This is a genomic window from Halorubrum trueperi (genome assembly GCF_042662525.1).
GTDB classification, from domain to species: domain Archaea; phylum Halobacteriota; class Halobacteria; order Halobacteriales; family Haloferacaceae; genus Halorubrum; species Halorubrum trueperi.
The window spans coordinates 1-20,492 of sequence record NZ_JBHSXI010000030.1 but is presented as its reverse complement, the minus strand read 5'-3'; the positions used below and the strand labels follow the sequence as shown (position 1 = coordinate 20,492).

Annotated in this window: 22 protein-coding genes and 1 pseudogene; 16 read left to right on the top strand and 7 right to left on the bottom strand. The window is 53.4% G+C overall.

All coding sequences use genetic code 11. The features are described from left to right. The first annotated feature begins 916 nt into the window (after positions 1-916). From ACFQEY_RS18555 to ACFQEY_RS18545, 3 genes are read left to right on the top strand one after another with little or no spacing between them, the layout of a single operon-like run. Positions 917-1,669 carry a nucleotidyltransferase domain-containing protein gene (locus ACFQEY_RS18555; protein WP_379771480.1) on the top strand — a complete coding sequence of 251 codons (753 nt, stop codon included), beginning with the start codon at positions 917-919 and terminating at the stop codon, positions 1,667-1,669. Between the two features lie 3 nt (positions 1,670-1,672). Further along, complete coding sequence (locus ACFQEY_RS18550; RefSeq protein ID WP_379771477.1) at positions 1,673-2,317, top strand: Cap15 family cyclic dinucleotide receptor domain-containing protein; 645 nt, start codon at positions 1,673-1,675, stop codon at positions 2,315-2,317. Positions 2,318-2,355: 38 nt separating this feature from the next. After that, positions 2,356-2,631, top strand: a complete 276-nt coding sequence (locus tag ACFQEY_RS18545; RefSeq protein ID WP_379771474.1) for a hypothetical protein — start codon at positions 2,356-2,358, stop codon at positions 2,629-2,631. Positions 2,632-2,724: 93 nt separating this feature from the next. Here the strand turns inward: ACFQEY_RS18545 and ACFQEY_RS18540 are convergent. The 3 genes and pseudogenes from ACFQEY_RS18540 to ACFQEY_RS18530 all read right to left on the bottom strand — a co-directional run. Then, positions 2,725-2,874, bottom strand: a pseudogene (locus ACFQEY_RS18540) (integrase core domain-containing protein); the annotation flags it as partial. 120 nt (positions 2,875-2,994) lie between these two features. Next, positions 2,995-4,578: a hypothetical protein gene (locus ACFQEY_RS18535; protein ID WP_379771472.1), complete on the bottom strand. Its 1,584-nt coding sequence runs from the start codon at positions 4,576-4,578 to the stop codon at positions 2,995-2,997. A gap of 67 nt (positions 4,579-4,645) precedes the next feature. Continuing rightward, entirely contained in the window at positions 4,646-5,488 is an 843-nt protein-coding gene (locus ACFQEY_RS18530; RefSeq protein ID WP_379771469.1) for a DUF8164 family protein, read from the bottom strand. A gap of 60 nt (positions 5,489-5,548) precedes the next feature. Here ACFQEY_RS18530 and ACFQEY_RS18525 point away from each other — a divergent pair, with 60 nt between their 5' ends. The 7 genes from ACFQEY_RS18525 to ACFQEY_RS18495 all read left to right on the top strand — a co-directional run bounded on the left by ACFQEY_RS18525 (position 5,549) and on the right by ACFQEY_RS18495 (position 14,090). Beyond that, positions 5,549-6,877, top strand: a complete 1,329-nt coding sequence (locus ACFQEY_RS18525; RefSeq protein WP_379771466.1) for a restriction endonuclease — start codon at positions 5,549-5,551, stop codon at positions 6,875-6,877. A 1,417-nt stretch (positions 6,878-8,294) separates the two neighbouring features. Further along, positions 8,295-9,620: a Cdc6/Cdc18 family protein gene (locus ACFQEY_RS18520; RefSeq protein WP_379771463.1), complete on the top strand. Its 1,326-nt coding sequence runs from the start codon at positions 8,295-8,297 to the stop codon at positions 9,618-9,620. A 410-nt stretch (positions 9,621-10,030) separates the two neighbouring features. Further along, on the top strand, positions 10,031-11,002 hold the full coding sequence (locus ACFQEY_RS18515; protein WP_379771460.1) for a DUF7983 family protein: 972 nt from the start codon (positions 10,031-10,033) through the stop codon (positions 11,000-11,002). Between the two features lie 159 nt (positions 11,003-11,161). Beyond that, on the top strand, positions 11,162-11,455 hold the full coding sequence (locus ACFQEY_RS18510; RefSeq protein WP_379771458.1) for a hypothetical protein: 294 nt from the start codon (positions 11,162-11,164) through the stop codon (positions 11,453-11,455). 103 nt (positions 11,456-11,558) lie between these two features. Further along, positions 11,559-11,996: a TRAM domain-containing protein gene (locus ACFQEY_RS18505; RefSeq protein ID WP_379771456.1), complete on the top strand. Its 438-nt coding sequence runs from the start codon at positions 11,559-11,561 to the stop codon at positions 11,994-11,996. Positions 11,997-12,894: 898 nt separating this feature from the next. Then, the gene (locus ACFQEY_RS18500; RefSeq protein ID WP_379771453.1) at positions 12,895-13,326 is read left to right on the top strand and encodes a hypothetical protein; all 432 of its coding nucleotides are present in this window, start codon (positions 12,895-12,897) and stop codon (positions 13,324-13,326) included. A 68-nt stretch (positions 13,327-13,394) separates the two neighbouring features. Continuing rightward, the gene (locus ACFQEY_RS18495; protein WP_379771450.1) at positions 13,395-14,090 is read left to right on the top strand and encodes a nucleotidyltransferase domain-containing protein; all 696 of its coding nucleotides are present in this window, start codon (positions 13,395-13,397) and stop codon (positions 14,088-14,090) included. A 62-nt stretch (positions 14,091-14,152) separates the two neighbouring features. Here ACFQEY_RS18495 and ACFQEY_RS18490 read toward each other — a convergent pair whose 3' ends face one another. Both ACFQEY_RS18490 and ACFQEY_RS18840 read right to left on the bottom strand, forming a co-directional pair. After that, the gene (locus ACFQEY_RS18490) at positions 14,153-14,500 is read right to left on the bottom strand and encodes a DUF6788 family protein (RefSeq protein WP_379771448.1); all 348 of its coding nucleotides are present in this window, start codon (positions 14,498-14,500) and stop codon (positions 14,153-14,155) included. A gap of 87 nt (positions 14,501-14,587) precedes the next feature. Further along, entirely contained in the window at positions 14,588-14,734 is a 147-nt protein-coding gene (locus ACFQEY_RS18840) for a DUF7129 domain-containing putative zinc-binding protein (protein WP_459864896.1), read from the bottom strand. 89 nt (positions 14,735-14,823) lie between these two features. On the opposite strand from ACFQEY_RS18840, the gene ACFQEY_RS18485 reads away from it, so the two are divergent. Together ACFQEY_RS18485 and ACFQEY_RS18480 are read left to right on the top strand one after the other, a co-directional pair. Then, a complete protein-coding gene (locus tag ACFQEY_RS18485; RefSeq protein ID WP_379771445.1) occupies positions 14,824-15,192 on the top strand; it encodes a hypothetical protein in 369 nt (122 codons plus the stop codon). Between the two features lie 28 nt (positions 15,193-15,220). Beyond that, entirely contained in the window at positions 15,221-15,577 is a 357-nt protein-coding gene (locus tag ACFQEY_RS18480) for a hypothetical protein (protein WP_379771442.1), read from the top strand. Here ACFQEY_RS18480 and ACFQEY_RS18475 read toward each other — a convergent pair. Further along, positions 15,569-16,138 (bottom strand): hypothetical protein, encoded by a 570-nt coding sequence (locus ACFQEY_RS18475; RefSeq protein ID WP_144049605.1) that lies wholly within the window; start codon positions 16,136-16,138, stop codon positions 15,569-15,571. The two genes, ACFQEY_RS18480 and ACFQEY_RS18475, sit on opposite strands and share 9 nt — an antisense overlap. 565 nt (positions 16,139-16,703) lie before the next feature. Between ACFQEY_RS18475 and ACFQEY_RS18470 the strand changes: the two genes are divergently transcribed. The 4 genes from ACFQEY_RS18470 to ACFQEY_RS18455 all read left to right on the top strand — a co-directional run bounded on the left by ACFQEY_RS18470 (position 16,704) and on the right by ACFQEY_RS18455 (position 18,650). After that, positions 16,704-17,303, top strand: coding sequence for a hypothetical protein (locus ACFQEY_RS18470; RefSeq protein ID WP_144049604.1), 600 nt, complete (start codon positions 16,704-16,706; stop codon positions 17,301-17,303). Between the two features lie 447 nt (positions 17,304-17,750). Further along, positions 17,751-17,915, top strand: coding sequence for a hypothetical protein (locus ACFQEY_RS18465; RefSeq protein WP_379771438.1), 165 nt, complete (start codon positions 17,751-17,753; stop codon positions 17,913-17,915). Between the two features lie 178 nt (positions 17,916-18,093). After that, positions 18,094-18,396, top strand: a complete 303-nt coding sequence (locus ACFQEY_RS18460) for a type II toxin-antitoxin system HicB family antitoxin (RefSeq protein WP_095638286.1) — start codon at positions 18,094-18,096, stop codon at positions 18,394-18,396. Positions 18,397-18,401: 5 nt separating this feature from the next. Beyond that, positions 18,402-18,650, top strand: a complete 249-nt coding sequence (locus ACFQEY_RS18455; RefSeq protein ID WP_095638285.1) for a type II toxin-antitoxin system HicA family toxin — start codon at positions 18,402-18,404, stop codon at positions 18,648-18,650. A 99-nt stretch (positions 18,651-18,749) separates the two neighbouring features. Here ACFQEY_RS18455 and ACFQEY_RS18450 read toward each other — a convergent pair whose 3' ends face one another. Then, positions 18,750-20,051, bottom strand: a complete 1,302-nt coding sequence (locus tag ACFQEY_RS18450; protein WP_095638284.1) for a site-specific recombinase — start codon at positions 20,049-20,051, stop codon at positions 18,750-18,752. Positions 20,052-20,492: the final 441 nt, after the last annotated feature.

Genomic DNA, 20,492 nt, shown 5'->3' with positions numbered 1-20,492 from the left:
CTGTACTCAACTTAGGAGTGCTGTCGAGAAAAGTCAGAAATGGATTCTTGGCAGAGAGAGTGAAGATCGAAATCGCCAGGTGGATCGATCCAACTCCTCGACGACGAAGAGTGAGTTGATCGCCTCTTCAGAGATCATGATCACCGTGCCGTCATCGAGTTTAACAGAGCAACTCTTCACATTATTGTAGTCCGAGACAGCAGAGAGTCAATTGTGGTTATGATTATTGCGCTAATTCCTCCCACTCGGTAGCAAGACAAACCCGCAACGGGCGTTTTTCGGTTTCGTTCACACGACGTCCGACATCAATTCCTTATGTAACATATAGATAACATCGGAAAGCAAGAGTTACATAAGGAATTACGACGGTGTTGAGCAGCTACTATACCCACCCGATTTCGACGGGTGTTCAGCTGTCTTGCTCTTTATCAATACCTCTAGAACACTCGTCACAGTCGACATCGCCCGTGGCGGCTCTGTTGAAATCCTCAGATGCTGATAATTTTGAGAGGCTATGCTGGATACAGAGCGCGAGTCGGTAACTGAGAATTAAAACGGTTTGTGTGGTTATCCGAGCCCGATCTCTTTGTGACGCTTGTAAAGATAGACCACACCGGCCGGAACATCGATTGCCATGGTCACCTCCGGGAGAAACTGACAGAGTTTCGAGAGTCGTCGAAACAGTCACGACACGATGTACCTCCAACAACCGTTTAACGGTACACAGAGCAAGGTGAAAGTGATACCGGGAGGTTTTAGCGTCCGGTCAGAAATAAACCTGTAACTCCCTCCCATGGCTATCGACTCTAGCACTCTAGAATCATGGGCGCAATACAATAACGGGCCAATCGAATCGGCCAAGCGCACTCACAATAAGATCCAAAACGAGTTCCGATCCAGCGAGGTGCTGTCGGACGTGAACTTCGACCCCTATCTGCAGGGCTCCTATGCGAACTACACTATCGTCCGAGCCAGCTCCGATGTCGACATTGTGGTCCAACTCACGGACATGTACTATGCCGATGTGTCTTCACTCTCTTCTGACGAGCGAGACCGATGGCGACGGACCTCCGGTGACCCCGATTACAGCTGGCAGGAGTTCCGGACCGATGTCGTCGACGTACTGGAGTCTCGCTTCGGCTCCGCCGCTGTCGACCCGGTCGGAAAGGCCATCGAGGTCGACACGAGCAATTTCAATGCCGACGTGCTCGTCTGCGCGAACCACCGAGACTACTACCACTACCCGAACGGCTACCACTCGGGCATCGCGTTCTTCGACCTCAGCAACACGAAGATCGTAAACTACCCGAAGCAACACATCGACAAGGGAAGTACCAAGCAGTCGAACACGAACAACCGCTTCAAGGAGACTGTACGGATCTTCAAACGAGCGCGGAACTACCTCGTCGACCACAATCAGCTGGACAAGGAGAACGTCCCGTCGTACTTCATCGAGAACCTGCTGTACAACGTCCCGGACGGTCGCTACACCTACGACAAGCAGGACCGCGTATTGAAGATCCTCCGATACCTGGACGATACCAACTACAGCGATTGGTCCTGTCAGAACGGTATCACCGGAATGTTTGGTTCCGGGCCAGCAGAGTGGAACACACGCTACGCGGACCGATACGTCGACGCGATGGTCAACCTCTGGGACAACTGGTAAGCCATGCACACGTACTCCACGGATAACGATCTCCGTCCGAAGGTCTACGGTGTACTCGCGCTCCTTGCCTATGGACTGACGGTTCTCGTCGGGATGGCGACCGATGCCCTCTCGACAGTCCTTCCGTTTGGTGCCGGGGTCGTTATCTCGTGGGGACTCGCTTTCGCCGTTGTCTGGAAGATCCATGACAACTGGTTCTGGAAGACCGGTATCGCGAGAGCCCTGGGGTTCACCCGTGTCCCAGACCTCAACGGGCGATGGGAGGGGTACATTGTCACCTCATACGAGGGTCACATTTCCGACGAAGCGCTCCATCCCGATGACGATCCTAGCGAGGACGGCCAGAAACTGAAGGCGTGGCTCGATATCGACCAAACCTGGCGGAAGATCAACATCCATTTCGAAACAAAGCAGACGCCCTCTGACAGCAATGGTGCGACCATGCTAACAGAGGAGGGCAAGTGGCCAAGCCTTAGCTACCAGTACGAGAACGCGGGATCACCACTGGTCGAAGGGTTAGATATGCACTTCGGGACTGCCTCTCTGGAGTACCGCAACGAAGGCGGCAGGGAGACACTCGAGGGATTGTACTACACCGGACCTGGTCGCGATAACAACGGGCTGATGTACTTCCAGAGAGTCGAGTGACCGGAACATCTTTGCGTTCGTGACAGATGTTATTGACTATGACCGAGACCAAAAAATGTCCTAACTGCGACGGGAGTGGTGCGGTAGCCGACCAACAGAGGGGGTTCAGCGACTGTCCCAAGTGCGACGGATCGGGGACCGTCAGTCGTGGGATGCACGAAAAGATGACACAGGACCAGCGACAGGCGCTCGGCACTGGTGGTGGACTCGCAGCAGGCTTTGCTGCTGGCGGACCGATAGGCGCGGTAATCGGTGGCGGGCTAGGCTATCTTCTCTCATCCGACAATCATGACGACGGCGTTGGCGGCAATTAATGAACTTAAACTGCTGTCTAGCAAAGCTTCGGAGCCATTTCTCTAATTTCGATTGGTGAAGCACACCACCCCGAATCAATATTAAGGCACTGTCTAGTTTAGCACCTCCTCAGCTGGCGTCCGATTGTTGAGTGATTGGTGCGGTCGTTGGTAGTTATAATAGTGTACGAACTGTTCAATCCATTCGGGGACGCTTGCCCGACTGCCCACCCACGACTGGTGAAAACGGTCAATTCGAAGTTCTCACCGGCCAGAGGCTCCAGACGAATATATATCTGAAGAATAGAATTTCAACAAAGCTAGATTACTGCGGGAGAGGTTAGATTCGGTGTGTTAGTCTACCCAATCCTAGGATCCAGTTAATTAGACTTCACGGTACTCAGCGTTAATTCTGGCACCTACACGGAGTGTGTCGAATATGATGGTGGAGGCCTGTGTGAAATCGGCTGCCGAGTATTTGAGCTGTCCGTGCGCAAGCTTGTTACGAAGGTTGTGTCCAGAGGTATTGGTATACCGGTATTGCAGATATTTTCCGAAGTTGAGGTCGATATCTTCCTCGATTAATCCGAAAAGGCCTCCAAGACCTTTCTGCTCGTAGACTGTACCTTGATTCTTGGTTACGGCCTTCCCCACTTCCTGGTACACGTTTGCGGTGATACTCTCTAATCGGGGTATCGCAATGTGAATTGATTCAGCGTATCTTCCCTCGAAAAGGTTGATCAGTGCGTCTGTAAGGAAGGCCTCATCTTGAATTGATACACCAGGTATGAGCGAGAGAACATTATAGAAATCAGCTTCGAATAACTTGTTCTCGTCAATCAACTGGTGGAGAGCGACAGCTAATATATGGTTGGATACTTCCATACCGGGAATGTAGCTTGACGGTGCTTTCTCTCCTTCTTGGCCAAACCCAGGCTCAGACCCAACAGAATCACCTTCTCCAGAAATCACATGCCTCGGTAACATATTGGCAGCAGGATGCTCTCCCGCTATTTCCAAGGCCTTCTCAAAATCTCCTTGCCCGACCGGCGAATAGAGCAGCATGGCGAGTGCCTCCCAAGAACTACTCTCTTTTTTTGATTGTTTGAACTGGTTGACGATCCTGGAGACGTCTTCGCTGATATCGACTTCTTCTGCTCTTCGAGGCATTTCCTCAATGGCCTCTTTATTCAATTCACGGATCTTGAGCCGCCAACTGTTCTCTTTTTCATCGGACAGGTAGGATTGGCAGGTTGCAACTGCTCTCTCCAGGATACTTGCTTTTATCATACTTTTCGCAGATTTCTTCTGCTCAAACTCGTCTTCGTATGACTCGATCATTCGGGACTGTTCGGAGGAAACGTCCTCCTCCAACTGATTTTTGATTGTTATCTGGTATTCGAGATAGTCCCGTTCTGAGGTGTAGTTCTTGTTTTTCCGTTGCTGGGTCGCCCGATCTTCAACAAGATCCAGAAGAGAACTAATATTATCGTCCTCCATCGTTTCTAAGTTCTCCAGCATTTTCTGTACATGAGTTCGTAATTCTCCGAGGTGAACATCGCTCTTACCGTAGAAACGGGTGTGAAGAAAATCAAGTACTTCACCGAATTCGGTTGTAGGATCGAATCCGCTGAGCTCTTCCCGATACTCCATGGATTTCAACAACGAATAACTGGCCACGCTATACCACTCGTTCTCCAGTGCCAGTTCGTGGAGATCATCAAGAGCAGTTAATGCGGCTTGGATTCCATTTTCAAAGTCTTCGTGACCGGAACTCTCCCAAACCTCAACTGCCTCTATCAAATCAGAGACAGGGTGATCGCTGGGCAAGGCCTCTAACTCTTCCTCAACCAGACCCGAATGGTTCAAATCCGATTCTAAGCCTTCCAGTATTCGGCGAATGTCTCCCTTCAAATGATAATCCTTCTCAGGATCCACATCTGCCTGCTGCAACTTGTCCGAAATCATTACAAACAAATTCAAAAAACAGATTGATAATATCTTGCCTATCTCGGGGAGTTTGAGGAAGTATCTATCACATCTCCGTATAGAGTACGAAGAGGGCCACACCAACAGCGAGGATGCTGATTAGTTCCCGGAGAAGACCTAGATCCATGATCGGCTCAAATAAAAAACGAGTTATAAACGTTAATGCGGCAGTGAGCGCGATAACAGCAGTTAGCCACCAGAACTTATCACGACGCGTCCGAACCCTAATTGGAATACTTTCTTTTGTTATCTCTGTTCTTTCCTCGTCACCGTATAGTAGTACTAGCTGTAGTGGATATTCACCGCTATACCAAGATGAAGAGTACCATTCTGCGTTTTTTGTATCAATTTCAAGACGAAGAACGGCTCCATCATGTGCGAAGGTTTCACCGACGACATTCGGGTAAGCATGTGGCTCATAACTTTTTGGATCCCATGGAACTCCTGGGTCATCAACAAACACCACGGAAGGTAACGGGGTAGAAACAGGAAGCCCATCAAATGAACGTTCATCTACAAGGCCTAATCCCCTGGCTGGAGGCCCTCGAACTAGATCTTGGACATCACCATTCTGAATATACCCAGATACATTCGGAATAAGCCGCACAGATCCTTCTTTTATCTCGAAAATGTTCTCTACAGATCCAAATACATTGAGGCGTGTTTTATTTGGCATTCCGTACCCGGAGATGAATAGATCTAGCTTGATGGTATCTCCAGGTTCGATCTTTGTGTTTCTGAGTGAAGGGACAATCTCATAGTTAGGGGAAACATCACCATATTTGACGGCAGGAGACGAAGAAATCGAATACTGATCCTGTGTCTCCAACCACATTTCGCCCACATATTCATCAACATCAAGATCCGCAATGAAACCAAGATCACTCATTCAAGACTTGTCAGGACGGCAGAGCAAAAAATACTCTGAATGGTCTAACAATACCAGACTATGACCGGAATCGTGATCCTCCCCGCTGGTCGCGACGACGCGTTTGAGGACTACAAACAGTTCATCCGAGATGGGCACCCAATTGAGGATATTGAGTCCTACCTCAATGACGAGGATCTCGAACTGTTTCGGACGACATCTGACAACGATCTCGTCCACGTCTGGGGTACTTCAGTAGACGGGACGTGGCGGAACGTCGAGCGAAACGACATCGCGCTCGTCTACCACGATGGCGCGTTCGTCGCGAGGGGACAAGTCCTCCAACTCCGACATGACCCCGACCTTGCGGAGTATCTCTGGAGAGAGAACGTTGAACACGGTCGCTGGAACGAGGAAAGCCCGTGGGAGTACATGACCTTCCTCACCGATGTTGAGGAAGTCGACGTCGACATTGAGGAATTCAACGAGCTCGTTGGCTATGACGAGACCTACCGCCCGCAGGGATTCACACGAGTCGCAGACAAGCGCCTCAACCAACTCTCTGGCGAGGAATCAGTCGAAACCGCCATTGCCGACCTCACCGATGCCGGCGAGCGTGTTCACCCGGTCGACGACGAAGACGACGGACCCACTCCCGACCTCGCCGACCAACTCCGGGCGGCCAGCACAGATGGGAACGCTCATGAGGAGTTCGAGAAACTCGTTGCGAAGGCCTTCTCCCGGCTGGGCTGTGCCGCCGACTGGATCGAAGGAGGGGGTGACACCGACGTGGAGATCCGATCCCCCGAACACGTCGTTGTCGAAGTGAAGGCCCGAGGGAACGGGCGAGTCAACTCGCTAGAGGTCACAAACGTGGACAAACACCGACGCCAGCGTGGAGCCGATCACGCCATCGTAGTCGCCCCAGGCTTCGCTCCAAAGGTGATCGATAATGCCGAGACGACCGAATTGACAACCATCGCCGTCGACGACCTCGTCGAGCTCCTCGATCGTCGGGACGAGTATGCTGTTCCACCCGAGGAGATACTGGCTCTCTTGACACGCTCAGGGGCCTTCCAAGACGACAGACTCGACCTCCTCGATGAGTACATCCAAGACCGCATCGATGCTGGAGAGACCTTGCTTGCGGTCATTCGAGCTCTCGAGCGTGCCGACGGAGCCGTGGAGACAGCGGAGGACGTCCGGTGGATCGTCGTAGGCATGGAGGACTCGAACGATATCCCAACCATCGAAGAGGTTCGATCCGCCCTCCAACTTCTTGCGCATCCCAGCGTGGGAGCCGTCGAGCAGGACGAAGAAGGGTATCGGGTGACGACTGGCTATGAGAACGGGATCCAATTGGTTCGATCCCTCGCAGATGTCGTTCAACCATCGGGAAGGGAGGAGTAGATTGGGGCGATCCGGCCCATCCTGATTACGTCGCCTCTTTCGTAGTCCCCTTGTCCTCTCGTGAATAGCTTCGGAAATGGTGGTGTGCGGATTCCCGCGATCACTAGTCAACAAAAGCTGCGGAAACGGTGGAGAGTCAGACCCGATCTATATCAGTTATTGACCCACACACCACTGCTTCAAGTGAAATAACAGACTCCATTAGCGATGGGTCTTTTCGGCAGTTTTTCATGAGAGTGAGCGATCATAACCAAGATACTTCGGGTTTTGCTATCTTTGTTGGTTAATCACAGCATCCTGCTATCTAACTACCGAACGTCGGATATTGCCTCGATTATACACTTGTCGGGAACACGTTTCTCTTGGGCGGCGATCTGGTTTCACACTACAGAGTTGGTGCTGCCAGTCGCTGTGATTGGTAAGAGGAGTGCGGGTCGTAGTGGGTGTGCTGGGAGAGGTTGATCGCCTACGTCCCCACACACCGGCACTTCGAGTATTTCAAACTGTACACCAGTAGGTCGACGCTGAGATCCAGCCGCTCTCTCACACACTATCCGTTCGAGTGTAACCACCGACGCGGTCGCGAACAAAACTGCTCTCAGCGTTTGGTAAGAGTCTGAGCAACCGTTATCGGAGATACACCCACCACTGTTTCACGAATTTAGCGAGAGTGTCGGAGAATGAGATTCATAAACCTATCTGGAGGAAGTCGATTCACGAATTGGGTTCCGGGGCAAGAGAGACGCAAACTCAATAAGTCCGCCTGACACCCACCAGTGTTTCAGGAATTAATTCAGCTGGACGAACACCATTTCCTAGAATTCGAGTGAGTGCGTTACTCGAAACGGGAAAGTAGTTAACACTCGGTTTGGGGAGCTGAGAAGCCCTACCTCCGAAGAATAGAGACCAGACACGTCTCTCAAGAACTCGTCAGGAGAAGTGAACATGACATTTCCGGATGAGCAGTCAAATCGAAGTAACGGATACCGTTGGGACCCCCACCACTGTTTCAGCAATTCACCCGAATTAGAGATCGGGTCGAATACGAAGACGAGTCCCGCCACAGGTGTATCTCTTATAAACTCTTCAGATGTAGGTTGCTATGATTGTTTAAACTGCTCTATCTACTCCCTTACTACTACACTTACTACTACTAAAGGAAAAGAATATATAATATAATAAGAGTCGCTGTGTCTTTAATCTGGCTAAAATAGAGGTATTAGTGGCTGATAACCGTGTTTTCGTAGTATAACGTGTGTTTCCGTCAGGACTGATCGTTCCCACTCTTTCGCACGAGAATTGCTGAAACGGTGGTGGGGGTGTGGTCTGTCTATTTCGTTTGGAACCTCCAGTTGACGACATTCTAGACATTGCTGTAACCGGGGTTTTATTATCTCTTGCCCAGAGGGTTCCGCATATGACCCAGTTCTCGAATACCTCGCCTATTTTCCAACGAGAAGAGGTCCTTCGTGAGGAATACCATCCCGACAATCTCCCCGAACGAACTGACGAGATGGATGATCTTCATATGTCGCTGGCTCCCGCAGCTCGCGGAGTCGGTGCCAACAACGTGTTTCTCCACGGAAAGGCCGGTCAAGGGAAAACTGCCGCTGCGAAAGCCAAACTCTCCGAACTACAAGCCCATGCCGAGGAAGAATCCGATCATCTGGATCTCACGACAGCATATGTCTCCTGTGAATCGCATGATCTCTCAACGTCATACAAGGCTGCTTCCCGTATCTACCAAGAACTCACCGGCAACAGCCGGCCGACTGGTTACGCAACCGACGTCGTGATGGACATGATGTTTGAGGCGATGAACGAGATCGGTGGCACGATCATCATCGTCCTCGACGAAATCGATACGCTCGGAGACGACGACCGGATTCTCTACAGTCTCCCCCGAGCTCGAGCGCAGGATTACGTTGAGGACCACGTCTTCCCCAGCATCATCGGCATCAGTAACGACCTCCAGTGGCGGGATAATCTCAGTCCGAAAGTGAAGAGTTCGCTCTACGACGATTCCGTCCTATTCTCACCGTATGATGCGACGCAGCTCCAGCAGATCCTGCGCCGGCGCGCAGCGAAGGCGTTCCGCGATACCGAACTGACTCCGATCGACGAAGTCGACGCCGATGGAGTTCCGGAGGGAACTGTCGTCGAAATCGACCAATCCGGGCAGGAGTATCTGTTTCGAAGTGGTGTACTCACGGATGACGTGATCCCACTGGTCGCTGCACTTTCGGCACAAGATACGGGCGACGCTCGCCAAGCGATCAAATATCTCCGCAAAGCCGGCGAATTGGCGGATAAACACGGTGACGACCAAGTTAGTGCAGAGCACGCTCGTGAAGCCCAGGCGCTCGTTGAGCGAGAAGCCGTCGTCGAGGCTATGCGTGAAATGACGACACAAGCCCATCTTGCCCTTGCCGCGCTCACAGCTCTGGAAATTTCTGGAGATGCTCCCGTCCGAGCCAAACCGATCTACGGCGTGTACAAGAGTGTCGCCTCGCGAATCGATGCCGACAAACTCGGTCAGCGACGGTTCAAAGACCATCTCCGTGAACTCGACATGCAAGGTATCGCCGAAGGCGAAAAGGTGACCGCGGGTTCGATCGGTGGTCCTGCTTGGGAGTATCAGCTACAAGTCGATACCGGAATCGCTGTCGAAGTTCTCAAGGATACGGCTCGGTTCGCAGATTTCGACTTCGAGCATATCAGTGCTGATCGACCGAACGCGTAGTCTTGTTGTTGAGTGATTTTCGACTCCCAGTTCATCTATACAACACCCCCCACCGTTTCAGCAATTTCAGGATACCTAGCGACCTCCCCTGCTCTTCTGAGGACACCCCACCATTTCGTGAATTCCTCCTGATAACACGTGTGGCGTGGGGCTGTCTGCCTCGCGTAAAATCTCTGAAAGTGCTGAGCGTATTTCAATCTCAATCAGTCAGACGGAATTCACGAAACGACCACTGTCATCCCACACCTAGACAGTACTGGGGACCTTGGAAAGATCCTCTGAGGATAGGCTCAGAAATTAACCAACAAGCTGGTGCTTCCGCTGTTTCTGTTGGTTAATTACGGAGAGAGCTATCACGCACGCCCGTATGCTTTGTTTCGCAGTACTGAATCCCCAGTATGTAGTTTCGAGTGACGTGGGACAACCTCCTCGACAACGTGGAGGAACTTCCAGCAGACGCTACACTTCTCACTCCGCTCTCTCAGAAGCCGTTTCACATTACCGACGTCCAGCAACACCGAGTGCTGATCGAGTATCAGGGCGACAGTGAGACCGTCCCGCTCCAGCGGGAGCAGTTCGAGACGCTGTTCAAGCGTGTTGACGATGCGACTGGGTCGTTCGATCTCGATCGCCTCCCACCCGGGGCTGAACCGTATGCCACCGTCATGAGTCTCCATCCGCGATTCACTATCGACGACCGGGACGGCACCCTCTCTGAAAGCGAGACGCCAACAGCGTCGCCACTCGTCGATGCGCACACGGTTGAACAGGACGATGGTCCACGAGAAGAGCCCGACATCTCGGTGTACGCAGATGCGCTTCTGTTGATCGACGCGCTCGAGCAGCACGATGTGACGTCACTAACGGAGTTGGACGTGCCGACGCTGGTGAACCTCTATACATTGCTGTCGGATGTCCAGCGCAATGCCAACGATCTTCGGCAAGAGGTCCGTGGCGTCTTGCTTGACCGCCTCCATCACGATCAACCCGTGAGTGGGCAATACGGGTCTGTTCAACGAGCTGTCCGTCGGAATCGAACACTCAAAGATGACGAAGAAGTCCTTGAGCTACTGGAGGCAGAAGGGATCGACCTCGAGCGCGTGCTGACCGTCGACACGAGCAAACTCGACGATGCGCTGGAAGTGACGTCACTCTCTGAATCCGACGTATACGAGATTGAAGAGAGCGAGTATGTACGGAAGGCAGACGTCGACGAAGAGATGAAAGAAACTCGTCTCCAAGGGCTCAAAGACCAGTTGGCTGGGGCCGACGAAGACACAACCGAGCTCCAAGCTGAAATCGAAGAGTTGGAGCAACGTATCACCGAACTCACTAGTTTTGACTCCGGGACATCCTATCACACTCGTTCAACTGGTGGGTAGCCGGCGTCTGGGCGGATACTGTCACAGCCGAGACTGCGGGAGGACTGTTCTATCGTACTCGTTAGGAGACGACAGACCGGCCACGGCAACTGACCAGATAGTGTACCCGGACCGTGCTCAAGTCGGGTTTTTATCACTAGCATAGACCTATAACTTGGTATGACCGACTCGGCGTCTCCAAGTGTCTCTGTCTCGTTATCTGAGCCTACTAATGTTTCAACAGTCCTAGACCGGGCCGGAATCGATTACGTTACGGTTCATGAGCAGCGACTGCTCGCGATCTATCATACCGGAATTTTCAATGTGACAACCGAACCGGAGTCAGTGTCGAATGCGCGCACACTCGAGATCGAATGCTGGGAAGCACCCTTGCCGTCTCGTGGTGATGAGCGATCACCGCAGGAGCTTCTCGAGGATTTTGCGGCCGTGTTTGATGCCGACGATGAGTCCTGAGGTGGTCTCTCGGGTACTTTGGTCAGACCGGCGCTAATCAGTTGAAAACGCTAGAAACGCTAGAAACAAGTCCGCTGGCACGAGTCAACATAATACACGATTTATGAACATTTCTGAGACGCTCCAGACACTGTATACTGCGACTGTTGAGCAAGACGATGGCACCTACCAGATACCTGTGCCTGACCGTGAGATAGCCACGGGGACACTCTCTGAGGGTGAAACGTACCGTGTTGCGCTCATATCGACATCGACGTCGGATACCGAACCCACCGACACGACTGAGGTCACTCAATCAGCTGACCACACTGGTCAGAAACACGAATACGACGGCCCGCCTGTCGAGGAAGGTGAACAGCGAGACGTTGAAATCGAGAACCTCGGTGACCAAGGTGACGGGATCGCGAAAGTTGAGCACGGTTACGTCGTGATCGTTCCCGAGACGAATATTGGAGACCGAGTCACCGTCGAGATGCAACAGGTGCGTGAGAACGTTGCGTTCGCTGATGTTGTTGATGACACCCCTCGCGGGGAAGTCTAGGACCCGCAGGTTGGCACGAACGGGTGGTTATCGCAAACTTCTCACACTACTATAGGGTGTCATAGACGATTTGCCATGACATTTATTTCGTGAATTCACAGCCGAATCAGCCGATAGAACGCGCTTGCGAACTGAACGGCAAAGGGAATATACACGGTGGGGTAGAATTAGTACATAGTGATTGAAATGGCTCCATTGAAATCTACAGTAGGTGAAATGTACTGTTCCGGTTACGAGGAGTACAGCTAATTAGTTCAATGTTCAAAGATTTGATTGAAGACTACAGAAAGGAATATCGAGAAGCCAATGGCGATTTTGACCATCGTATTGCGGGCTACGGATTAATCGGACTTGCTATCTTGGTCGTAAACGCAACAATTGTGACGACCGGTAAGAACGAGCTCGGCCTTACAGATTCAACAGTCTTCTTACTAATCGTTCTCGCAGGGGCCTCTCTCCCTTTTATACTGTGGTACCCGTTGCGAAAAGTCGGTCTTTAGTGAGGTTGTTGCTGATTGGCTCCATTGAATCTTCTCCTTCAGAGATATCCTCATCTGGCAATCCTCTGTCTGTACAGTCGCACTCTCAACAGGTGCGGTTATAATCATCTACCGTTTCAAAGACAAAATAGATTCAATGTACTGAACGATTCTTGAGACCCCTGTACTGAGCGATTCGTGAGTCCCCTAGATTGACCGCAACCGTATCAAAATGTGTCACTTTTTGAGGATTTCAACAGAGCCTCCAGACTGAAACAGCTGGTTGCCGATAACCGCAAGCTGGGGCTCCAACCGATTTTAGACGACATGATGACCTCGGCTTACACGGCTATCTGCTTCAGCACAACAGCACATAGCACAGCAGCATACTCTTACAATAGTACACCCAACACGTGACCATGACAATGGACATGGAAGAGTTTGAAGCAGCGGGGAACGGGGAGGAGGGACTATCCACTAGCGAGGCAGTTGTGAAGTTCCTCCTCGAGAACAGGGATCGAGCGTGGAAACGCCGCGAGATCGCAGACGAAATCAACCGTGATCCGAACACCGTGGGAACGAACTTGAGTCGGTTGAAAGATCGCGGTCTCGTTCGCCACCGCAAAAATCATTGGGCGATCACAGACGATCACCATCGACTCGTCGAAGCGACCCGGTTCTCAAAGGTATTCTCCACGCTCAACGAGTCGGTTGGATCGATCATCGAGAGCGAAGAGGAAGCAAAAGCGTGGAGCGACGCACAGCCGGATCGGCCTCATCCAAGCGTTGGTGACGGTGAAGAAGACACCCAAACCGTCGAATCTGAAGGAGACAACGATGACGACCAGTGATTTGTTATTTTTAACTACTGTGTCATTTATTTATAAATTTCATATAGTAGTGAGCCGTAGCATGGCATATGAGCCATGAGATGGAATCAAACCCCGCACAGAGTGTATCCATATCTGTTCCAATACCCGTCTCAGACGCGGATTTATTCAAAAGCAAGGCAACGAACGACATCTTGCTATTTTTAACGAACCACCGATTCAAACAGTTCTCAATGCGCGAGGTGGCTGACCAGATTGGCCATTCCCAACAGACGGTTCGGAGGGCGGTCAACACCCTCGTCAAGAACGGATTAGTGGTTGAACACCCCGACAACAACCAGCGGCTCGTTCAGATCAACCGAGAGCGACTTGCTGTGCCGGACGACCCTCTCCTCCGAATACCGCAACCAGAGTTCCAGAAACCCGTGAAAGCCGCGGTCGACGAGCTCACTGGCCGTCTCGACGGCGTCATCGGGATCGTCCTGTACGGAAGTGTCGCGCGTGGCGAAGCCGATCGGCGCAGCGACATTGACCTCTGGGTACTCACCACGAACGAACGAGCCCCAAACCAGCGGGAGGCGAACGCTGTTGGTCGCGACCTCGAAGACGCCGAGTTCGACGGCAACAGGTATGCTTACGACATCGACGTTGAAGCGGTCCAAGCGATTCCCACGTATACCGACGACATCCGGGAAATTGTCGTTTCAGGAATCCCGATCTACAGCACTAACCAGTTTGAGACGGTCGAAAAGTTCCTCCTCGAGGAGGGTGGTGGCGATGAGTGATGGGTATGTATTGAGTGATTCCTGTGTAGGTGTGAGAAGACTTCTATGACGCCCTCACACTACTATTCATTCCCCGGCTTGCCGACATACTCCGATTTCATTGTCCCATTCTCACGATAGTAGCGGTAGAGATACGGGCCGTGCATATCCGCGGGATCCCCGCTTGCGCATTTACAGCTGTCGTCGCCACAGGTGACTTTCTCTTTGACGACGGTCCCGCTTCCTGTGCTGTCGGACTCCTCGACGGGTTCGGCAGTCTCGGGAAGCTTGTCGGTGTCAACCGACTGGTCGCGATACTCGATGAGTACCTCGACGTAGTTCTGTATCTCATGGAGTGTCTCCGTATCCTGTTTCGGGAGCCCTTCTGCGAGATACTTCGGGAGCGAGGTGGGTGGTGACGGCTGCTTCATACCTTATGTAACAATCGGAGCCATATCAGCGTTCGGGTGCTACATAAGGTATTGAAGTTTCTCTACCACCCGTGAGCACTTCAGCAATTACTCGAGATCGTAGGCCGCAATCTCGTCAGAGCCACACTGTGGACATTCATCGACGTCCTTCTCCACACTGTATCCACAGTGGCGGCACTCGTAGTGCGCTGTCGATGGCAGCTCGAGCCGACGTACCGCGACCGGTTCCCGCAACCGTCAGCTGGCGAGGTGCCCTCGCTCCTCAAGGATGCTCTCACGGCACACCCGGACGAACAACCGTACTTCATCCGGCAAGGCGTGGCATGAGTTCGCTCGTGCGTACGAGGGCGTCGAGGGGGCCCCCCTGTGGCCGTCTACAGTACCCCACTCCACGCCGCGACATCGACAGGGATCGCGGCGTCGAAGAGCCGATCTCCGAAGACCGTGAGCGGACATCGTCCGAGGACAAACCCACGGTGCCGGTGTTCTACAACGTCCCAAGCACCGCCGCCGATCGCGCCATCGAGCGGTTCCACCACCGCATCGAGAACCCATTCAGAGATGACTCGCCGTACCAAGCGCAGATGATCCGGCTCAGTGATTTTATCTACTCCGAGATCAAGGAGGAACGGTCGTGTGGGTTGATAGAGTGCCGCTCAGCAGGTACGCCGCGGATGCTGGGGTCGAACTGAAGGCGGAACTGTCGAGCACGGGGGCATGATGACCGGCGACAACGCAGACTGGGAGAAGCTCGCTCGCCACCTAGCGGAGGACCAATGTCATGACAACCGAGCCGCCTTCGAGGACGAGTTCCGCGCCCTCGCGAAGACCTTCCGCACCGGCGAAGAGGTCACACCAGAAGACATCCGTGAGCTCCGACGGGTACTGAACAAGCCGCGTCGCTTCGTCGAAGAGAGCGTCGCCCCATCCGCCGGGTGTGAACCCTGGGGCCAACCCGTCCAGTCGATGCCAGGAGCGCGCGTCCAGGTGCTGTATGGTCCGATGGCAGCGTTCAACAACGAAGACGAACATCGGGAGAGTGCGGCGTCTGACACAGCGGTCGCCCGTTTAACTTGAGTCAAAGCGCTCTACAAGCTCTTTTACGGTCTTCCCTCGCCGCTTGATGGCCGTTCTGTGCGCTCTGTTCAAACTCATTCTTTCAGGATCTCTAATTATCTCGTGCGCTTCTCTGTACGCAGCATTTTCACTGTACTGCTTGACATACGCTACCCTATCTGCACGTTGATGATCTCGCAGATATGCGTTATAGCCATCCTCAAGAACCCGGTCAGGTTTGATTTGTGCGGCGGTAGCAGCTCTACATAAATACGCAGCTGAGTCACGTAGTGAGCGTTGCATCGGAGGATTTGCCTTCGAGCGTTTCGGATTAGATTCGATAAAATGTTCAAGCCCAGCTTCAATCACACTCCTCCCACCAGGGAACCCAGATCCAAGATCTCCTTCACGGGGGATGCCAAGCTCATCTTCATACCCATGTCCGATGCGCCCATAGTTGTCTCGAGGAGCATACCCAGGTATCGGCTCATCTTCCGGTTGTTCTGGTCTGTGGTCGTCTCCAAATGTCGTTCGGAGCTCATCTGTTGACAGGCAATTGTATATGAGTGCTAGATCATGCATGGCGGCGCGGAGCCGCTGTCGGATCTTGTACCTGAACGCACGGTCGGCGTCACCAGATTTGTCAACATTTCCTTGGAGATAGTCGCGTTGTTGACGAGTTAAGACCGCCCCAGGACGCGAATTGTCTGATTGGGTCACGTGAACGCATACGTTCACGAAGTCAAAATGTTATCGGCAGTACAAAAATGGGGTATGAATGGCAGACTGAAGGAAACGAAGAGACAGCTCCCGTGGAGAGGACTCGTATTGGCCGTTGTTTTCTTGATAACGGTTTCGTGGATTCTGGGATGGGGTAAAACTGGAATCGGGGTTGCTGCAGTCTTAGTCGCACTTTGGGATGCTCGGAATTAGCTGTTGATATTGGATCTACTACTGACCACTGGCAGATCAGAAATATCAGTGATAAATCATTTTAATGAATTTAGCCCATAACTTGCCCAGCTTCAATAGTACCACTTTCGCCCCGGTTACATTATTTTTAATTCGTTAGTATACATCGACACTTCATGGTCACCCAATTCGCGTATCGTAGCCCGGTTGATCGACAGAAACAGCTCTCATAATTATGCCAGGAAACGAAGAACATCGACGAGGAGCTGTAATAACTGGAGGAGTTGTCGGGATCATCGCCGCGGCAGGTCTGTTCCACCTATACGGAAATGCCCTTGCGTCGGTTGGAGTACTTACCGCGTTCTTCATCCTGCCTGCGATCGGTACTGATCTCCCAGATACTGATTCACATAGCTCCCTCCCAAGAAAAAGACTGAATCACCTCCTTATTGGGGTGTGTACCCTAGGTGGGGCTGTTGTAATCTACCGGTTCAGGGAGACACTTATTTCGGCAGTGTCTAGTTGGACCCAGAGCACGTACGTCGCATATCAAGAGTACATCATTATTGGCGCTATTGTATTCACTCTCTTTCTCGCAGCCAAGGCTGGCGTCCCAAAAGCTGTACAGGCTGTAATGCCGGCTCATCGCGGTCCCATGCATAGTGCGCCTCTGTGGATCGGCACCTTTGCGGTTCTTGGTGTTGCTGGAATCTATTACATCCCGTTCTTATCGATCCAGTCTCCCGGGCTTCCTGAGGCTGTATTTGGAGCTGTACTGGTGGCTCCGCTCTGGGGTGTTATTGACCATCTTGGAAGAGATGGTGAACTCACGTGAGTTGTACAGGGGTTCTGTTGAGTACCCGTTTTACGCCCTCACGAGAGCAGACGGCGCACTCCGACAAACCCGCCAAACCCTGCTAAAACAACGACTAACGCTGTTAGAGTGGCGAGTATAACAGCGGCAGTTACGGACATATATTGACGTTCATTTTCACACACAAAAATTTCCGGTCAGTCACCTTCTGATGGCTTTCCCGTGGTGTCTTATCCAGATTGGTTTTCTACATCCACAGAATCAGGTTCTAGTCAACGCGTGACCTGTGTCTGACTTAATCTTAAGATTAGGCCAACAGCTTCTCCCGGACGAGAAGCTGATAGCCGTGGGCAGAACAGGTGTCGCTACTTCGTGGTCACCGCCCAGTAGCCATGTCCCAGAGGAGGGCAACGTTGACGACGCCAAGGATGATACCGGTTTATCCCTTCACAACGGGTAGAGAAAGACATGAGCCGCGAAGCCCCCGCCGACGCCGACATCATTTCGGACGAGGAGCTCACCGCGCTGCTCGCCGAGGCCGAGGGGAGAACGCCCGAGGAGATTGAGCGCGGTGCCGCCGAGATCGAGATCGCTCCCCCCGAGGAAGCGATTGCCGTCGACGTCGACGAGTAGTGCTACTGCTTTGACGCGGTTTCGGTCCACCGAGAAGCAGCTACAGGTGATCCACTGACTGACGGTCTTGTTCTCGAAAACAACTCAACTCGACTCCATGGCGGCCACTATCGATGGCCTGCGTTTTGGAGATTTACCGGCCGAATGCTTATCACACTACTCAGGTAATACGCTGATAATGAGCACTGAAACGAGTACGAACGACGATCCTCAGGGTGGGCGAACCATCACGCTTACCCAGGCGGACGACGGCTGGTGGGTTGCCCGTGACGAGGAGACAGGTGTTGCGAGCCAAGGTGAGACGAGGCAGGATGCCCTCGACAACCTCGACGAGGCAGTCGCACTTCACAAGGGTGAGATCGGCGAGTCGATCGATACTCGGGAGGAAGAGGAGAAAGTACTCGAGGAACTCGGTATCGATCCGGATGAGGTAGCGCAGGCTCGTGATGAGAACGATGGCCTCCCTGACTTTATGCAGTAAATCGAATGGCGTCACGCGATTTCTCTGGGCGCGACATCGTCAAGGCACTCACGAAAAACCGCTTCGTCATTGTTGACCGGACTGGTAGCCACGTCAAGTTGCGGTACGAGCACCCGACAAACGACGATGATGTCCGCGTCGTCTCTGTACCGCAACACGATCGGATCCGAATTGGTACGTTGCGCAACATCGCAGAGCAATCCGGGGCGGAGGACTTCGAGAAGTGGTGTCAGTGGATCGAGCAGCAGTGCTGATACGCTACTCAGCTAATCCCTCGAAGATATTGGACTGGACTCTCAGGCGGATCTACTGATTCAGACGTTACTATCGTATAGAAACATGAGAGTCGGGTCTTACCGCTCGTTTACCCGGTTGTCTGTCTGCGAGAACGCTTCGGTCGCCATGTCGGCGCGTTCGGCCGCCTCGATATGCTGGTAGGCCTCGCGGACCTGTTCCTCGCTGTTGTCGAGGTACCGCGCCGCAGCGGCGTATCCGAACTGCCGGACGAGTACCTCCCCGACGCCCCGGCGCCCGCCGTGAAGTTCGAGATAGTCCCCGTCGAGTGTGAGGTCCAGCTCGTCGCGACGTTCGGCAAGCGTATCGTGAGTCCAGAGCCGTTCCATGATCGACCGGGCGCCGCCGGTGGTGAGCGGCTTTGGCGCGTCAAGCTCGTGTTCGGCGGCGACGATCAGGTCGGGCGCCCCGCCTCGAATGCTCTCGATTGCGTCGTCGTCGAGGCCGGCGTCACCCAATCCATCAGTGACGTGTGAAGCGAGCGAAGGTCGATGAAGCGTCGTGAACACCGGCCACGAATCCGGGACATCTAGCACCTCGGCGTACCGGCGCAACGGCCCGATGACGGGTTCGGGGAGCGACGCCTCCTTCCACTCGCGACTTTTCCGGAACACCGTCACGCTGCTGTCCGCGAACGACACGTCACGCCATCGGATCCCGTTGCGGCCCTCGCGGTCCTCCTTCGGCGCCGAGAGAAACTCCGACCCGCGCAGGCCCGTATACGCAACCACGTATACGAGTGCCTGTTCGCGACACCGCTGGTACGCTTCGAAGCGCGCTCGTTGTTTGGCCCGCCACAGCTCGCTGTCCGGATCACCCCTGTCGGCGTGCGGAACCTCGATCTCGCCGAGCGCGTCGAACGTCTCGGAGACGCGCCGGTCGACGAACTGCGTGATCAGGTCCCGGTGGATCGGTTCCCACGCCTGCTGGTCGCCTGGACGTCGGCCATCGTTCTCGGGGAGCGGGTCCTCGGCGTCCGATTCGCGAGCATAGTGGCGCGGGATGTACCCCTGCGCGTGTGCCCACCCGCACCACGACGCGACGTGGGCATAGTAGGTGAGCACTGTCCCGGCGGTGTTCCCTTCCGACGAGAGATACCGCGCATAGTCCGAGAAGACCGTCGTGTCGAGGTCCGCAAACCGGACAGTATCGCCGTCGACGACGCCGGCCCACGACTCGGGCGGGGAGGCGTTCGCACTATCGCTTCTCTGACCGAGACACCATTCCTTGAATCGATTTATTTCACGCTTGGCGTCCGTCCGGTACGCGCCGTCCTCGCCAGCGTCACCCTTCCCCTTGTCCGTGAGGAATTTTGTGAACGTGTCGTCGATCGCGGTCTCGACGGAGCGGCGGCCCGTCATTGGACTACCGAGATGTGAGGGTTGTTCCGTCGGAACGCCGCTCCAGCAGTGACGATCGGGCTGGAGCGTGCGTCGGTGGAAGGGTCGGCCATGATTCTGATTCTGCCTCGTTTGGGGTCACGGGTGGGGGTCACTAAGAGTTTACTCCGTCTTACTCAGCTAAGACTAAGTAACGTATTCAGCCGGATATTGGTGCGTCTGTGAGATTATTGCCTGATTTCTGCCGCGAGAGCGGTTCTGCGCCGTTCGAGGCGCTTTCTATATCTTATGTCGCTATACACAATTAGACCCCACCGCGAAACAGAGGTTGAGAGTTTGGAGTGCTACAAACCGCTAGCTAGGCTACATATTCTCGATCGACATCCGAACGTGACGCCCATGCGGGTCGCAGGAAGCTATGCTGTGAGCGCGGGCCCCGGGGTCCAGGTATTGCCGTCGAGG

Coding starts and splice junctions, on each gene's coding strand:
- ACFQEY_RS18550 (WP_379771477.1), top strand. CDS start 1,673: ATGCACACGTACTCCACGGATAACGATCTCCGTCCGAAGGTCTACGGT.
- ACFQEY_RS18545 (WP_379771474.1), top strand. CDS start 2,356: ATGACCGAGACCAAAAAATGTCCTAACTGCGACGGGAGTGGTGCGGTA.
- ACFQEY_RS18535 (WP_379771472.1), bottom strand. CDS start 4,578: ATGATTTCGGACAAGTTGCAGCAGGCAGATGTGGATCCTGAGAAGGAT.
- ACFQEY_RS18530 (WP_379771469.1), bottom strand. CDS start 5,488: ATGAGTGATCTTGGTTTCATTGCGGATCTTGATGTTGATGAATATGTG.
- ACFQEY_RS18525 (WP_379771466.1), top strand. CDS start 5,549: ATGACCGGAATCGTGATCCTCCCCGCTGGTCGCGACGACGCGTTTGAG.
- ACFQEY_RS18520 (WP_379771463.1), top strand. CDS start 8,295: ATGACCCAGTTCTCGAATACCTCGCCTATTTTCCAACGAGAAGAGGTC.
- ACFQEY_RS18510 (WP_379771458.1), top strand. CDS start 11,162: ATGACCGACTCGGCGTCTCCAAGTGTCTCTGTCTCGTTATCTGAGCCT.
- ACFQEY_RS18505 (WP_379771456.1), top strand. CDS start 11,559: ATGAACATTTCTGAGACGCTCCAGACACTGTATACTGCGACTGTTGAG.
- ACFQEY_RS18500 (WP_379771453.1), top strand. CDS start 12,895: ATGACAATGGACATGGAAGAGTTTGAAGCAGCGGGGAACGGGGAGGAG.
- ACFQEY_RS18495 (WP_379771450.1), top strand. CDS start 13,395: ATGAGCCATGAGATGGAATCAAACCCCGCACAGAGTGTATCCATATCT.
- ACFQEY_RS18490 (WP_379771448.1), bottom strand. CDS start 14,500: ATGAAGCAGCCGTCACCACCCACCTCGCTCCCGAAGTATCTCGCAGAA.
- ACFQEY_RS18485 (WP_379771445.1), top strand. CDS start 14,824: ATGAGTTCGCTCGTGCGTACGAGGGCGTCGAGGGGGCCCCCCTGTGGC.
- ACFQEY_RS18480 (WP_379771442.1), top strand. CDS start 15,221: ATGACCGGCGACAACGCAGACTGGGAGAAGCTCGCTCGCCACCTAGCG.
- ACFQEY_RS18475 (WP_144049605.1), bottom strand. CDS start 16,138: ATGCATGATCTAGCACTCATATACAATTGCCTGTCAACAGATGAGCTC.
- ACFQEY_RS18470 (WP_144049604.1), top strand. CDS start 16,704: ATGCCAGGAAACGAAGAACATCGACGAGGAGCTGTAATAACTGGAGGA.
- ACFQEY_RS18465 (WP_379771438.1), top strand. CDS start 17,751: ATGAGCCGCGAAGCCCCCGCCGACGCCGACATCATTTCGGACGAGGAG.
- ACFQEY_RS18460 (WP_095638286.1), top strand. CDS start 18,094: ATGAGCACTGAAACGAGTACGAACGACGATCCTCAGGGTGGGCGAACC.
- ACFQEY_RS18455 (WP_095638285.1), top strand. CDS start 18,402: ATGGCGTCACGCGATTTCTCTGGGCGCGACATCGTCAAGGCACTCACG.
- ACFQEY_RS18450 (WP_095638284.1), bottom strand. CDS start 20,051: ATGACGGGCCGCCGCTCCGTCGAGACCGCGATCGACGACACGTTCACA.